This is a genomic window from Actinoplanes sp. NPDC019969 (assembly GCF_055562375.1).
Window position 1 is genome coordinate 315,232 of record NZ_JBVHFK010000010.1, and the last position, 13,734, is coordinate 328,965.

The window sequence follows — 13,734 nt, forward strand, 5'->3', positions numbered from 1 at the left end:
GAATTTCGACGGTGATCAGGCCGCGTCGTCGCGGCGGCGGGCGACCAGGTGCAGGCGGTCGCCGGACAGAGCAGTCGACAGGCCGGCAGCCGGGTCCCAGGGCGGGTCGGTGCGCGGGCCGGGGGCGTCGAAGAGGGCGAGAACGTCGAAGCCGGTCGTGTCCAGCAGGTGCCGGAGTTCGGCGGGGAACAGCAGCCGCCACGCGGACTCCTGCACCAGCGGCTCGGGACCACCGGGCCAGCTCCAGACCCGTTCGCGGCGCAGCAGTTGGGCGGCGTGGTCGATCCACAGCCGGGTCCGTGACGTGTAGGTGATCCCGCGCCAGGCGACCGTCCGGGTACGGGCGCCGTCGAGCAGTTCGGTGTTGCCCAGGAAGAAGGCGCCGTTGCGCATCTCCGCCACCAACAGCCCGCCGGGCCGCAGATGCCGGTGACAGCGGTGCAGGAATCCGATCAGCTCGGCGGTGGTGTGGCAGTACAGCATCGCGCTGTCCAGGCACGTCACCACGTCGAACCGGTCGGGCAGGCCGAAGGTGCGCATGTCGGCGTGCAGGAACCGCACCGCCGGATGCCGGCGGCGGGCATGGGTGAGCATCGGCTGCGAGGTGTCCAGCCCGGTGACGGTGTAGCCGCGGGAGTGCAGGTACCCGGCGTCGCGGCCGGTGCCGCAGCCCACGTCCAGCAGCCGTGCGGGTCCTGTGGCCGGGTCGGTGAAGCGGCGTACCACGTCGTCGACGAAGCGGCCCGCCACATGCTCCGGGTCGGGGAACTGCTGCTCGTACAGATGCGGGTTGTCGGTGAGCAGGTTGCGCTCGTTCATGATCCATCCGTGGAGGAGGCGGAGACCGGGGTGAGCCTGCGGCGCCGGTGCAGCAGCCCCAGCGCGGCGGCGCAGCCGATACCGACCGCGGCGGTGAGCAGCCACGCGGCGGCGGGGACACCGCCGTCGGCGGTGGTGTCGACCGCCGCGCCGATGACCGCGGTGCAGCCCGCCGCGACGAGCCCGGAGACGAGATAGAAGAGACCGAAGTAGGTGCCGGTGAGCCCGCTGGGCGCGAACGCCGGGATGAGCTCCAGCACGAACGGCTGGGCGATCATCACCCCGGCCGCCAGCAGGACGGCGGCGCCCAGCACCGGCGCCAGCCGTGGCCACGGGCCGGCGTCCCGCGGATCGAGCAGCGGGAGCAGGAACCCGGCTCCCATCACGGTGAATCCGGCGGTGATGGACCGGCCCCGCGCCCAGCGGGCCTGCAACCACCGGGTCACCGGGACCTGCAGGGGGAGCGTCGCGAGCGTCGACACCACGAACAGCGCGGCGATCGCGACCGGCCGGCCGGTCACGTGCTCGGCCTGCACGGGCAGCACCAGGTACAGCTGGGTCTGCAGCGCGAACATGCCGGCGCAGGCCAGGCTGAAGGCCAGGAACCGGCGGTCGCTGAGGCAGGTACGCCAGTCGCCGAGCACCGTGGCGCCGCTGGGCACCACCTTCTGGGCGGGCAGCCACACCGCCTGCGCCACGGTCAGCACCGCGAACACGGCGGCGGCGACCACCGCGCCGGTGCGGAAATCGGCCAGCAGCAACGCGCTGCCCAGCAGCGGCCCGAGCACGGCGCCCGCGTTGGCGAACACGGTGAACAGCGCGAACGCTTCCGCCCGCCGGTCCGCGGCGGCCTGCGCGACGTAGCTGCGCACGGCCGGGTTGAACAGCGCCCCCGCCAGCCCGGACAACACCGACGCCGTCAGCAGCAGCGGCAGGGCGGTACCGAGGGCGAACAGGCCGAACCCGACGCTGCGCAGCGCACAGCCGGCGATGATGACGCCACGAGCGCCGAGCCGGTCCGCGGCGGACCCGCCGAGCAGGAACAGACCCTGCTGACTGAGATTGCGTACGCCGAGCACGACACCGACCAGCGCCACCGACAGGCCGACGTCGTCGGTGAGATATCCGGCGAGGTACGGCAGCAGGAGGTAGAAACCGAGGTTCACGCCGAACTGGTTGATCACCAGCAGCCGGATCGGCAACGGGAAGCCGCGCAGCGCAGCCCACGTGGAGGTCATCGGGCCGGCCGTACGCCCAGGCCGGGCACGCCGGTCAGGCGCAGGAGACCGTCGTGGCCGCCGATGCCGGTCCACGGGTCGTCGCGCAGCAGCAGGTGACCGTCCAGGTCCACCCAGCGCGCCCGCGCGGCGAGGTGAACGGCGGGCGCGATGCCGAGCGAGCTGGCGACCAGGCAGCCCAGCATGACGTCCATGCCGTGTTCGTGTGCTGCGGCGATGATCCGGGTCGCGGCGCCGAGGCCGCCGCATTTGGCGAGCTTGATGTTGACGCCCGCGACGGCGCCGGCCAGGGCGTGCACGTCAGCGACGGTGGCGGCGTCCTCGTCGGCGATGACCGGGATGTCGGTGCGGGCGCTGATCCAGGCCAGCCGCCGCGGGGCGCCGGGAGCGATGGGCTGCTCGACGCCGTCGATGCGGTGCCGGCTCATCCGGTCCAGCAGACGGACCGTCTGCTCCGCCGTCCACGCCCCGTTGGGATCCAGCAGCAGCCGGGCGTGCGGCGCGGCCTGCCGTACGGCGGCGATCCGGGCCGGGTCGGCATCGTCGCCGGCCTTCACCTTGATCATCTGAAAACCGCGGCCGGCCAGCATGCGGGCCGTTTCCGCGGCCTGCGCCGGCGGTGTCAGGCCGATCGTGCACGCGGTCGGTGTCCCGGCCGCGGCCGGCAGGCCGAGCAGCCGATGAACCGGTGTGCGGTCGCGGCGGCCCAGCAGATCGTGGGCGGCGGCGTCCACCGCGGCGAGCACTCCCGCGGGCAGATGGTCACTCAGCTCCGGCAGCTCGGCGAGCAGTTCCTCCGGCGTCTCGTACGCCGACAGCCGTGGCCGCACGCCGGTCAGCAGCTCCTCGATGGTGTCCCGCTCGAGGCCGTAGAAGACGCTGGTGACCACCTCACCGTGCCCACTGACACCGTCGTGGGACAGCTCCACCTGGACGGCGTCCCGGGCGGCCATCGTGGAGCGCGAGATCCGCAGCGGTTCGCGCAGCGTCAGCCGGTAGCCGTGCCAGGTGAGTCTCACGCCGCCACCGCCACCGGGTCGAGCACCGTACGGCAGCGGCTCCACCGGGTCACCTCGACCGCGTACGGGTGTGAGATCTCGATCGGATGCGCCGGCGCCGGAGCCAGCAGCCCGTGCGCGGCGCAGTACGCGTCGTCGAAGATGGAGTCCAGATAGCGGTGCGGCCCGTCGGGGAAGACCGTCGCCACCCGGGCGCCGGGTTCCATCCGGCTGATCCACGCGGCGACCCGGGCCACCGCGCCGGTGCTCCAGCCGCCGGTGACGAACGCGGCGCGCGCCAGGCGGCGGCAGCTGTCGACCGCCTCGACCGGGCCGATCCAGTGCACCTCGTCGAAAGCGCGGTAATCGACGTTGCGCGGATAGATGCTGCTGCCCAGGCCGCGCATCAACCGTGGCCGGGCCGGCTGTCCGAAGATCGTCGAGCCGACGGTGTCGACGCCGACGAGCCGCAGTGCCGGCCAGTGGCGGCGCAGCGTACGGGCCAATCCGGCGCTGTGCCCACCGGTGCCGACACTGCACACCAGCACGTCCACGGCGTCCAGCTGGGCGACCAGTTCCTCGGCGAGCGTGCGGTAGCCGGTGACGTTGTCGGGATTGTGGTACTGGTCCGGCCAGAAGGCGCCCGGAAGCCGGTCGAGGAGCCGGTGCAGCCGGTCCAGGCGGGCCTGTTGCCAGCCGCCCGACGGATGCGGCCGGTCGACGACCTCGATGGTGGCGCCGTACGCGGTGAGCAGCGCCCGCATCGACGCGTCGATGTCGCGGTCGACGACGAGCACGACCGGGTGGCCGAGCGCCTGCCCGGCGAATGCCAGCCCGACCCCGAGGGTGCCGCTGGTCGACTCGATCACCGTGGCGCCCGGCCGCAGCTCACCCCGCTCGCGGGCGGCGTGCAACATCGCGACGGCGGCCCGCGCCTTCATCCCGCCCGGACTCAGGCACTCCAGCTTGGCGTGAAACCCGCTGTGCGGAAACGGCAGCGGGGCGTCCACGAACGCCACCGGGGTCTGCCCCAGCAACCGCAGCAGGTGCGGGGCGCCGGCGGGCGGCGCGGAGGTCAGCATGGGACACCGGCCGCGGCGCGGTAGCGATAGATGGTGGTCGGGCCGCCGTCGAGCCAGAAGAACGGGTACGGCTCCGCCGACACCGCGCTCAGACCCGCGCCGAGGAAGTACGGCAGCAGTGCGCTGCCGGTCTGTGCGAAGGCGACCAATGGCTTGCCGGTCCGGCGGGCGTGCTCCAGCAGCGCGTCGAAGCTGCCGTTGCCCACCGTCATGCCCGACACCAGAAGCGCGTCACAGTCGTCGAGCAGGCCGGCGGCGTCGGGCCGGCACGGCTCGTCCCACTCGGTGGCGCCGCCCGCACGGTCGCACGGCAGATACGCCACGCCCCGTTGCCGGAGCTGATGCAGCAGGGAGTTGACGACACCGACGACCAGCACCCGTTGCCCCGCCGTGACCGGCAACAGGTCGAGCACCGCGGCCGCGCGGGCCATCGACTTCTCCAGGGAGCTGCCGGCCGTGATCGTCACCGTGTCGTGCGCGGTGGACGCATGCGGCCGGGTCTCGGCGAGGTAGGCGTCCGCCGCGGCGATCCGTACCGCGGGATCGGGATGGCCGAGCAGGTCGGCGACGCTGCGTCCGACGCACGCGAACACCGACTCGTCGTCGAGTTGATCCGGCTCCACGGCGCAGGAGCCCACCGCGGCGCCCACCCGCAGGCTCAGCACCTGATTGCGGTAGCCGCGGCCACGTCCGGAGTGCCGGACCCCCTGCCGCGTCGTGAATCCCACGCTGACCCGTACCGTCCGTGGGTCCACCCCCAGGTGGCCGGCGCCGATGGCGCCGATCAGCTCGTCCACCGATGTGTAGCCGGCCCGCAGCTCGGACGCGGCGGTCACGCGGGCACCTCGGCCCGATCGCCGGCGAACCGGACCTGGAGCCCGGCGACGAGTTCCTCCGCACGGGTACGCGCCCCCGGCCCCGTGGTATCGACCACCATGACATGCCCGAGGTAACTGTTGTTGCTGCTGGCGTCCGCGGTCCGGTGCCCGGCCGGTTTCACCGTCCAATCCACCACGTCCGCCGCTTCCGCCAGCGCCGCGATCCCGTCGATGCGTTCGACGGTGCCCGCCTTCGGTGGCAGCAGGAAGCAGATGGCAGCACTGCGGACCCCGGTGTCGGTCGCCGCGACGTCCGGTCGCTCACCGAGGGCGAGTCGCGTGGAGACCATGGGCAGATCCACGCCGGTGACCCGGCGGACCAGCTCGGTGATCTGGTTGCCGGCCGGCCGGGGGTTGATCTCGACGACTCGTGGCCCCGATCCGGTCAACCGCAGTTCGGTATGCGCCACGCCCCGGTCGAAGCCGACGGCGTTCAGGGCCGCCACCGCCATGTCCGCCGCCGCGGACGCCGCCGCCGGGCTGAGCGCCGCCGGGAACATGTGGCCGCTCTCGACGAACCACGGCTCACCCGCCAGGCTCTTGTCCGTCACCCCGACGACCGTGGTGCGCCCGTCGGCGGTGACTGTCTCCACGCTGACTTCCGGCCCTACCAGGACCTCTTCCAGCAGCATCAACGGCGACCGTGGCTGCTGGCGTGCGTTCACCGGGAAGCCGGCCGTCGCGTCGAACGCCTCGCGCAACTGCCGTTCGTCGTCCACCCGCCGGACGAACATCCCCGCGCACAGGTCGACCGGCTTGACCACCAGCGGGAACCCCAGCGACCGGGCGGCGTCGCGCACCGCCGGCCAGCCGTCGGCCACGGCGAACGCCGGCCCGGGGATCCCCGCCGCCTGCAGGCGCCGGCGGGCCAGGTCCTTGCGGTAGGCGTGCTCGACCGCGTCCGGCCGTGCGCCGGGCAGACCCAGATGGGCGGCGAGCCGTGCGACGGTGCCCAGGTAGTAGTCGCAGGAGGTCATCACGGCGTCGAACCGCATCACCTCATGCAGGCGTGCCACCCGCGGCAGCAGCGTGGCCTCGTCATTGGTCTCGGCGGTGATGACGTTGTCCGCCGCCAGCAGCGGGTGTACGCCCTGGGCCGAGCCGGCCCGCAGGTAGTGATGCAGGTTCCTGGTCAAGAACGTGAACCGGTGCCCGCCTTCCCGTATCGCCCGGGGCAGCAACGCGCTCATCGCCCCGACCCAGCTCTCCACCAACAGAACATGACCCACCGTGCACTCCCGACTGACGAGGTGACCCGATTTGCAAACGATAACGGTTTTCGTTTACAAAGCGATAGGGGGGTGACGGCCATCGGGGGACACGGAACGCGAGGCCTACGGGTTACCGTGCTGTCAGGCGGTGCGCAGGTCGACGACGTGCCACTGGGCGGAGCCCGTGCTGCCGGAGTACCACCACACCAGGCCGCCGCGGCTCTGCGTGTCGTTCGCGGCGGCGTCCAGCTCGAGGGTCTCGCCGGTGCGGATGTCGTGGACGAGCAGGCCCGCGGTGCCGGTGGTGGCGGAATGCGGGCCGGGTTCGGCGAGGATCTCGAAGCGGTCGAGGATCGCGACGTCGGGAACCGCGGTGCGCGCCGTCCCGCCGGAGATCCGCCGGCGCTGCGATCCGTCGGGACGCATCAGGTCGATGCGGGCCAGGCCGTCCTCGCCGGTCACCAGGACCCGGCACCAGGCAGGACTGCACGCCGCGAACTCCCCGGCGGTGGTGGGCACCGTGATCTCACGATCGGTGCTCATGTCACGCAGCAGGGTCGCGCCGGCGCCGCCGCTGGCGCCGTCGTCGAGCCAGGGCCACGCCGCCATCGTCCATTCGCCGGGCGTCCGGTCGATCCGGACGCGGCCGCCGCGCAACGACACCGAGCGGATCTCCGTGGCTCCGGCGCCGTCCTGCGGCGTGGCGGTCCAGTACACCCGGCCGGCATGGTGCACCACGTCGTACTGGCTGCCGTGGAACATCACGGCGCCGGTGTCGGCGGTGAGCCGCCGGGCAGGGCCGCCGGCACGGATGTCCGCGGCCCAGATCTCCGGTGGCCGGCCGTCGGCGTATTCGGTCCAGACGACGTCGTCGCCGGCGGCGGTCAGGTTCTCGAAGCGGGGACTGCCCGAGGTGGCCAGGCGGCGTAGTTCCCGAGGTTCGCCACCGCCGGAGTGCAGGAGGAGCCGCAGGAACCGGTCGTCCGGGCTGGGGGCGGTGCCCACCACGGTGGCCGTGTCGAGGAACAGCAGAGGCCGCAGCGGCAGGCCGGCGATCGTGCTGATCCGCGCGGCCGGCCAGGCCGTCGCCGCGGACGGCCGCCCGCCGGACGCGGCGGGCTCCGGTGCGGCCGGGCCGCCGCCGATCACCAGGGCGCCGGTCGCCGCGAGCGCGACGGCCAGGCCGGCGATGGGGAGACCACGGGTTCGACGTACGGCGGTCATTCGTACGTCTGCCGGGGCGCGGTCGTCTTCTGCCAGCTCGTCACCGCGACGTACGGCACGTCGGCGTTGTTGACGGGGTCCTTCTCCACCCGCTCGTGGTAGGTCCCGACGACCTGGATCCAGGTGTCCGCCGGTGCGTCCACCCGTACGCCGCCGGTCAGACCGACCTTGATCGGGCGGCCGTCCGCCGCGCAGCACGCCAGCACCATCCTGGTCAGCATCGGCGCTCCGTCCGGGCCGGCGGTGACGAAGCCGATCAGCCGTACGGTGCGGCCGGTGAGGCTGCGGCCGTCGCCGAACACCGCCCGGGAGGCGTAGTCCATGAGGCTCAACGGCACCGGATCGCCCGGGGGCAGGGGTGCGAACTCCGCGTCGGCCGGGGCGGCGGTGAGGGCGGTGCCGGACTGGCCGGCGGCGTACGCGCCCAGCGCCGGAGGCGTGATGAGCACCAGGCCGAGCGCCGGCAGCATCAGCAGCCACCCGACGCGTGGTTCGTGGTGGGTGTGGCCGGTGCTCGCCTCCCGGCCGGCCCGCAGTTCGTAGTAGAGGGTCATCACGGCGGCGGCGACCAGCAGCGCGCCCGCCGCGATGAGGAACGGTTGCAGCCCTTCCTTGACGTAGCGCAGGTGGATGTCGGTGAGGCCGGCCTTGGGGATCGCCCCGCCGAGCAGCATCAGCATGACCGCTTGCGCGCGCCGGTTCACCAGAGCACCACCCCGACGCCGGTGCCGACGACGACGGCGGCCACGAACGTGGCGGGCGCGAACCGGGCGGCGAACCGCCGGCCGAACACCCCGGCCTGCATCGAGATCAGCTTGAGGTCGACCATCGGGCCCACGACCAGGAACACCAGCCGGGACGTCAGCGAGAACTGGGACAGGGAGGCGGCGACGAACGCGTCGGCCTCGCTGCAGATCGACAGCAGAACGGCGAGGGCGGCGAGGGTCAGCACGGACAGGACCGGATCGGCGGCCAGACCCTGCAGCCAGGATTCGGGCACGACGACGTTGATGGTCGCGGCCGCTGCCGCGCCGACGACCAGGAAGCCACCGGCGTGCATGAGGTCGTGCCGGCAGGCGGCCCAGAACGCCCGGGCCCGGGAAGTGCCGTCGAGGTCGGAACGGCGTGGCAGGCGGATCCATTCGCTCTTGCCCCACCGCAGCCACAGCCATCCCATCGCGATCGCGACGACCAGGCCGGCGACCGCCCGGGCGGCGACCATCTCCGGATTGCCGGGAAACGCCACCGCGGTCGCGGTCAGCACGATCGGGTTGATCGCCGGCGCCGCCAGCAGAAAGGCCAGGGCGGCGGCCGGGGTGACGCCCCGCCGGATCAGCGAGCCGGCGATCGGCACGCTGCCGCACTCGCATCCGGGCAGGACCACCCCGGCCAGGCTCGCGGCGGGCACGGCGGCCGCGGGATGCCGGGGCAGAGCCTTGGCCCAGAACGACCGGGGCACGAACACGGCGATGACGGCGGACAGCACGACCCCGAAGACCAGGAACGGCATGGCCTGGACCAGCACGGACACGAAAACCGTGGTCCAGGTCTGCAGGCGGGGACCGGAGACCAGGCCCGCGAGCGGATCCCGGAAGACGACGAGCAGGACGAGCAGGACCGCCAGCCATTCCACCGAGCCGAAACGCCGGGACCCGGATCGCGGAGCCGGCGCGGCGGGGCGACGGGCGGTCCGCGTGCCGGTCGCGGCATTCTTAAGGGAATTCAACAACGCGCTCCCGTTCCGGCGTCAGTTCGCCCGACAGCCATTCCCAGTCATGGCCGTCAATAGAATTGCCGATTCGCCGCACGGATGCAATATCCGTGCGGCGAATCGTCGATCTCCGGATCGGTTGCTCTTATGCGCAATTGTTAATGCATTGAGGGTACGGCGGAAAACGTCTCAGATGGCGGTCAGGGTCAGCGTGCCGGAGTAGGTTCCGGGCGCCGTGTCGGTCGGCACGCTCAGCCGCAACCGCGCGTCGAGCCGGGCGGTTCCCCGGCCGGAGCCGCCCGGTGCGGTCGCCAGCACCGCGCCGTTCCCGAGGCCCGGCCCGGACGGCACGGCGACCGGCCCGGCCACCACACCCTGCGTGTCGTTCTGCTGGATGACGACGGGCGCCCAGCCGAGGTGGCCACCGGCGAAACTCTTGCCGTCGGCGGTACGGAAACCGTCGGCGACCTGCCCGGACGCTGTCCAGCCGGGCTGCCCGGACCGGGTGTCGGTGACCGTCACGGGTTTGAGCGCGCCGGTGCTCTCCCACCGGTCGCCGGCCCCGTTGAGGGTGGCCGCGGGCAGGGTGACGGCCCGGTCGGCGTCGTCGACGCTGATCACCAAAGCGCCGTCGGTGTCGCTGATCGTCGCCGTCACCGTCTTGGCGGCGGCGCCGCCCTGCGGTCCGGTCGCGACCTTGATGGTGACCGGGCTGCTGACGGCTGCCACGGTCGCGCCGTCGTACAGCTTGACCAGATATCGGGCCCCGTTGAGCTGGGTGGTCGCGGTGAAGCCGTAAGAAACCCCGGTCTCGCCTTCGACCGGGGTGAACCCGGCGTCACCGGCCCGTTCGACGAACCACTGATACGTCGTCAGCGGTCCCTGCGGCGACTGGACGGCCTGCACCGTGACCGCGTCGCCGGGCTGGTACGCGCCATCGGACAGGCCCGACACCGTCAGGGCGGGGCCGCCCGGCTGACCGGAGCCGTCGACGTGCAGCGTGACGGGAGTCGACTCGACGTACTTGCGGCCGTCGTCGAAGGTGAGCCGGGCGACGACAGCGGCGCCGTCGTGCTCGGCCGCCGCCACGACGGACAGCCGCGCGCCGTTCTGGCCGGGCACGAGTTGCCCGTCCAGGTACCACTCCCAGCGGGCCAGCACCGACTCCGGCGTGACCGTGGCGGACAGTGCGATCTCGTCGCCGGCCCGGTAGTTGTCGGTGAGACCGGCGACGGCCACCTTCTGCCGCGGTGCGGCGCCGTGGTCGTCCACGTGGATGGTCGCCGGTTCGCTGGTGGCCAGCAGGGTGCCGGCGGCCGAGTAGAGCTCGGCCTTGACCTGGGCGCCGTCGAGGGCCTGCTCGGCGCGGAGCTGATGCCCGGCTGCCGTGACCTCGTCCATCACCACGAAGCCGGCCTGGTCGGGGCGTTTCCACAGCCAGCGGTAGGTGTCGGTGTCGCCGGCGGCGGGGTCGCCGAAGGCGCCCAGGCGGATCGTGTCGCCCTGGTGGTAGTGGCCGGACAGCGAGTCCAGGAACAGCAGCTGCTCGCCGGGCGCGGCGTCGGTGACCCGCAGTTCGTGCTGGACGCTGCCGACGTAGAAGCCGGTCGCCGCGTCGGTCACGGTCAGGTACAGGTAGGTGCCGTCGAGCTGCGCGGTGACCGGCAACTCGATCGAGGGCGAGGTGGCGCCGGGGATCGGGGTCCACTGGTCGTCCGCGATGCCCCACTCGTAGGTGACGCCGTCACGGGCCGGGTGGATGTCCGATCGCGCGGTCAGCGTGTCACCGGCGCGGTAGACGGTGCGCAGGCCGGAGAGCTGCAGCTCCCGGTTGACGATGGTCGCGGTGGCGGCGGGGGAGCGGCCCGCGATCGTGCCGTCCGCGGCGACGATCTCGTACGCCCACTCGCTGGAGTTGATCCACTGGGTGTCGATCAGGTAGGTGCCGGGACTGCCGGGAACAGTCGTGGGCAGCGCCCACTCGCCGACCTCCTCCCAGGTGGTGCCGGTGGGCAGGTATCGGTTCATCCACCGGCCCTTCTCGCCGGCGGCGAGGGCGCGGTGCTCGACGGTGACGCGCACCGGATCGCCCATGTGGTGGCTGTCGCGCATCCCGGTGATCGTGACGGGCTCGCCGGTGCCCACGTTCGGGCCGTCCACGGTCAGGCGCTGGTAACCGGTCTGCTGCACGAGCTTGCCGCCCGCGTCGCGGATCTGCGCCGTGATGTCCGCGCCGTGCAGCCCCACCGTCGCGTCCCGCCGGTAGCGCTCGCCGCGGACGGCGAGGTACTCGGTGGTCTGCCCGGTGGGCCGGATGAGCCACCACCACTCCTGGCCCTCGGCCAGGGTCGCGCCGACGACACCCAGATCGATCTGTTCGCCGGCCTGGTACCTGCCGGCCAGCCCGGAGATGCCGAACACCTCGCCGCCGGGCTTCTCGGTCACCGTGACGGTGACCGGCGCGGACGAGGACCGGGCGTACCGGTTGAGCACGTGCGGCACGAACCGTGCGGTCAACGGCCGGGCGCCCAGCGGGAGGGCCGCCACGTCGAAGGTGGCTCGCCCGTTCGCCGGTGCGGCGTGCCCGAGCACGGTGTCGCCGTCCAGGAACTCGATCCAGCCGGCCGCCTCGGCCGGGGCGACGGTCGCGTCGAGGCGCACGGTCCCGCCCGCCGCGACGGTGGTGGCGCTCGCGGTCAGGCCGGTCGTGGTGCCGGTCGCCGCGGGCAGCCCACCGACCACGAAGGTGTAGGTGGCGTCGGCGGTCTGCTGCTGCCCGGCCACGGTGGCGGTGGCCCGCACGCCGATCCGGTAGGTGCCGGCGGCGGTGAAGGCCCAGTTGGCGTGCATGTGGGTGCGGCCGGCGGTGAAGGCGCGGAAGCCGTCGTCGTCGGAGGACCACAGGCGCTTGATCCCACCGAACCCGGCGGCTGTGAACAGTTCCAGGCTGCCCGGCCCGTCGAGGCTGGTCAGCGCCAGGGTCGTCTGGTTGCCGTCGATGGCGCCGAGCGGCACCGACTCGGTGGAGAAGCCCGGCCACAGCCGGCCCGTCCCGGGGTTGGACTCGGGGGCGATCCACGCCCGGCTGCCGGCCGGAGCGAGGAACTCGTAGCCGGCGGGCACGGTGACCTCGGCATCGTCGGCGAGGTGGAACCAGACGTCGTCGGCGCTGAAGCGGGTGCCGTTGCCTTCGGCGACGTCGGCCCTGGACGCCAGGGTCAGCCTGCCGTCGTCGAGGAACGTGGACACGGCGTCGGTGTGCACTCCGGCGATGACCCGGTGTTCGCGGGGTTGCGGGGCCGGCCCGTCGGCCGCGGTGGCGGTCGACGCCGGGGCCAGCACGGCGGCTGTCGCGACGGTGAGGACCGCCAGGGCCGCGGCCCTGCGGCGGGGGCGTGAACGTAGGAGCACTGTGTTCTTCCTTGAGAAGAAAGCGGGACGAGCACGAGATTGAAAATGACTCTCGTTTTCAGCAAGACGTTAACATGCTCATTGGGCTGCTGCCCGGCGGCCGACATCTGCTGACACATCGTCAATTTGCCATTAGACGATATTTTTTGACAACGATTATCGTTTCGCTCCTCAGTGACAGGAGTGAGATCGATGAAACACGGGCGTATGTCCCTTGCCGTGGCCGCCGCCGTCCTGCTGGCCGGCTGCGGTGCCGAAGCCACCACCGACACCCCGGCCGCGAGCGCCCCGAAGCTGGCCGTCGTCGCCACCACGCCGGAGGTCGCCGACTTCGTCCGCAACATCGGCGGCGACGCCGTGGCCGTCACCCAGATCCTCAAGCCGAACGTGGACCCCCACGACTATGAGCCGACCCCCGCCGACCTGCAGGCCATCGCGGGCGCGAAGGTCCTGGTCAAGAACGGCGTCGGCCTCGAGGAATGGCTCGACCGCACCATCGAGTCGGCCGGCTACAAGGGCCCGGTCGTCGACTCCAGCCAGGGCGTGGAGCTGCACGAGGGCGGCCACGAGCACGAGGAGGGCGAGGAGGAGCACAAGGCGGAGGAAGGCAAGGAGGAGGAACACGACCCGCACATCTGGCACGACCCGCGCAACGCCAAGACCATGGTGACCAACATCCAGAAGGGCCTGGCCGCCGCCGAGCCGGCCAAGGCCGGCCTGTTCGCGACGAACCTCACCACCTACACCGCCGAACTGGACAAGCTGGACGCGGAGAACACCGCCGCCTGGGCGAAGATCCCGGCGCAGAACCGCAAGCTGGTCACCAACCACGACGCCTTCGGCTACTACATCGAGCGCTACGAGCTGCAGTTCGTCGGCTCGGTGATCCCCAGCCTGGACACCTCCGCCGAACTGAGCGCCAAGCAGCTCACCGATCTGGTCGCGAAGATCAGGAGCACCGGCACGAAGGCGATCTTCGCGGAGAGCTCGCTGCCGCCGAAGACCGCCGAGGCCATCGGGCAGCAGGCCGGCGTCAAGGTGATCGCCGGTGAGGACGCGCTGTTCGGCGACAGCCTGGGCGAGCCGGGCAGCCCGGAGGGCACCTACCTCGGCGCCGAGCGGCACAACACCAGGACCATCGTCGACGCGCTGGCCGGCTGAC

The 13,734-nt window shown here is 72.3% G+C and carries 11 protein-coding genes; 1 reads left to right on the forward strand and 10 read right to left on the reverse strand.

Annotated features, from left to right (window positions below; translation table 11 throughout):
* Positions 1 to 15 precede the first annotated feature (15 nt).
* The 10 genes from ACZ3II_RS29175 to ACZ3II_RS29220 all read right to left on the reverse strand — a co-directional run bounded on the left by ACZ3II_RS29175 (position 16) and on the right by ACZ3II_RS29220 (position 12,572).
* Complete coding sequence (locus tag ACZ3II_RS29175; protein WP_465521166.1) at positions 16 to 819, reverse strand: class I SAM-dependent methyltransferase; 804 nt, start codon at positions 817 to 819, stop codon at positions 16 to 18.
* The gene (locus ACZ3II_RS29180) at positions 816 to 2,057 is read right to left on the reverse strand and encodes an MFS transporter (RefSeq protein ID WP_465521168.1); all 1,242 of its coding nucleotides are present in this window, start codon (positions 2,055 to 2,057) and stop codon (positions 816 to 818) included. The genes ACZ3II_RS29175 and ACZ3II_RS29180 overlap by 4 nt, the downstream gene beginning before the upstream one ends.
* On the reverse strand, positions 2,054 to 3,076 hold the full coding sequence (locus ACZ3II_RS29185) for a dipeptide epimerase (protein ID WP_465521170.1): 1,023 nt from the start codon (positions 3,074 to 3,076) through the stop codon (positions 2,054 to 2,056). Before ACZ3II_RS29185 ends, ACZ3II_RS29180 begins: the two co-directional genes overlap by 4 nt.
* Entirely contained in the window at positions 3,073 to 4,137 is a 1,065-nt protein-coding gene (locus ACZ3II_RS29190; RefSeq protein WP_465521172.1) for a PLP-dependent cysteine synthase family protein, read from the reverse strand. The genes ACZ3II_RS29185 and ACZ3II_RS29190 overlap by 4 nt, the downstream gene beginning before the upstream one ends.
* Positions 4,131 to 4,973, reverse strand: coding sequence for a Rossmann-like domain-containing protein (locus ACZ3II_RS29195; protein ID WP_465521174.1), 843 nt, complete (start codon positions 4,971 to 4,973; stop codon positions 4,131 to 4,133). The genes ACZ3II_RS29190 and ACZ3II_RS29195 overlap by 7 nt, the downstream gene beginning before the upstream one ends.
* Positions 4,970 to 6,226 (reverse strand): ATP-grasp domain-containing protein, encoded by a 1,257-nt coding sequence (locus ACZ3II_RS29200; RefSeq protein WP_465521176.1) that lies wholly within the window; start codon positions 6,224 to 6,226, stop codon positions 4,970 to 4,972. Before ACZ3II_RS29200 ends, ACZ3II_RS29195 begins: the two co-directional genes overlap by 4 nt.
* A gap of 141 nt (positions 6,227 to 6,367) precedes the next feature.
* A complete protein-coding gene (locus ACZ3II_RS29205; RefSeq protein WP_465521178.1) occupies positions 6,368 to 7,450 on the reverse strand; it encodes a hypothetical protein in 1,083 nt (360 codons plus the stop codon).
* Positions 7,447 to 8,154: a TIGR03943 family putative permease subunit gene (locus tag ACZ3II_RS29210; protein WP_465521180.1), complete on the reverse strand. Its 708-nt coding sequence runs from the start codon at positions 8,152 to 8,154 to the stop codon at positions 7,447 to 7,449. Before ACZ3II_RS29210 ends, ACZ3II_RS29205 begins: the two co-directional genes overlap by 4 nt.
* Positions 8,151 to 9,083, reverse strand: coding sequence for a permease (locus ACZ3II_RS29215; protein WP_465521182.1), 933 nt, complete (start codon positions 9,081 to 9,083; stop codon positions 8,151 to 8,153). The genes ACZ3II_RS29210 and ACZ3II_RS29215 overlap by 4 nt, the downstream gene beginning before the upstream one ends.
* Before the next feature lie 267 nt (positions 9,084 to 9,350).
* On the reverse strand, positions 9,351 to 12,572 hold the full coding sequence (locus ACZ3II_RS29220; RefSeq protein ID WP_465521184.1) for a choice-of-anchor M domain-containing protein: 3,222 nt from the start codon (positions 12,570 to 12,572) through the stop codon (positions 9,351 to 9,353).
* Positions 12,573 to 12,764: 192 nt separating this feature from the next.
* On the opposite strand from ACZ3II_RS29220, the gene ACZ3II_RS29225 reads away from it, so the two are divergent.
* Positions 12,765 to 13,733, forward strand: a complete 969-nt coding sequence (locus ACZ3II_RS29225) for a metal ABC transporter substrate-binding protein (RefSeq protein WP_465521186.1) — start codon at positions 12,765 to 12,767, stop codon at positions 13,731 to 13,733.
* Position 13,734: the final 1 nt, after the last annotated feature.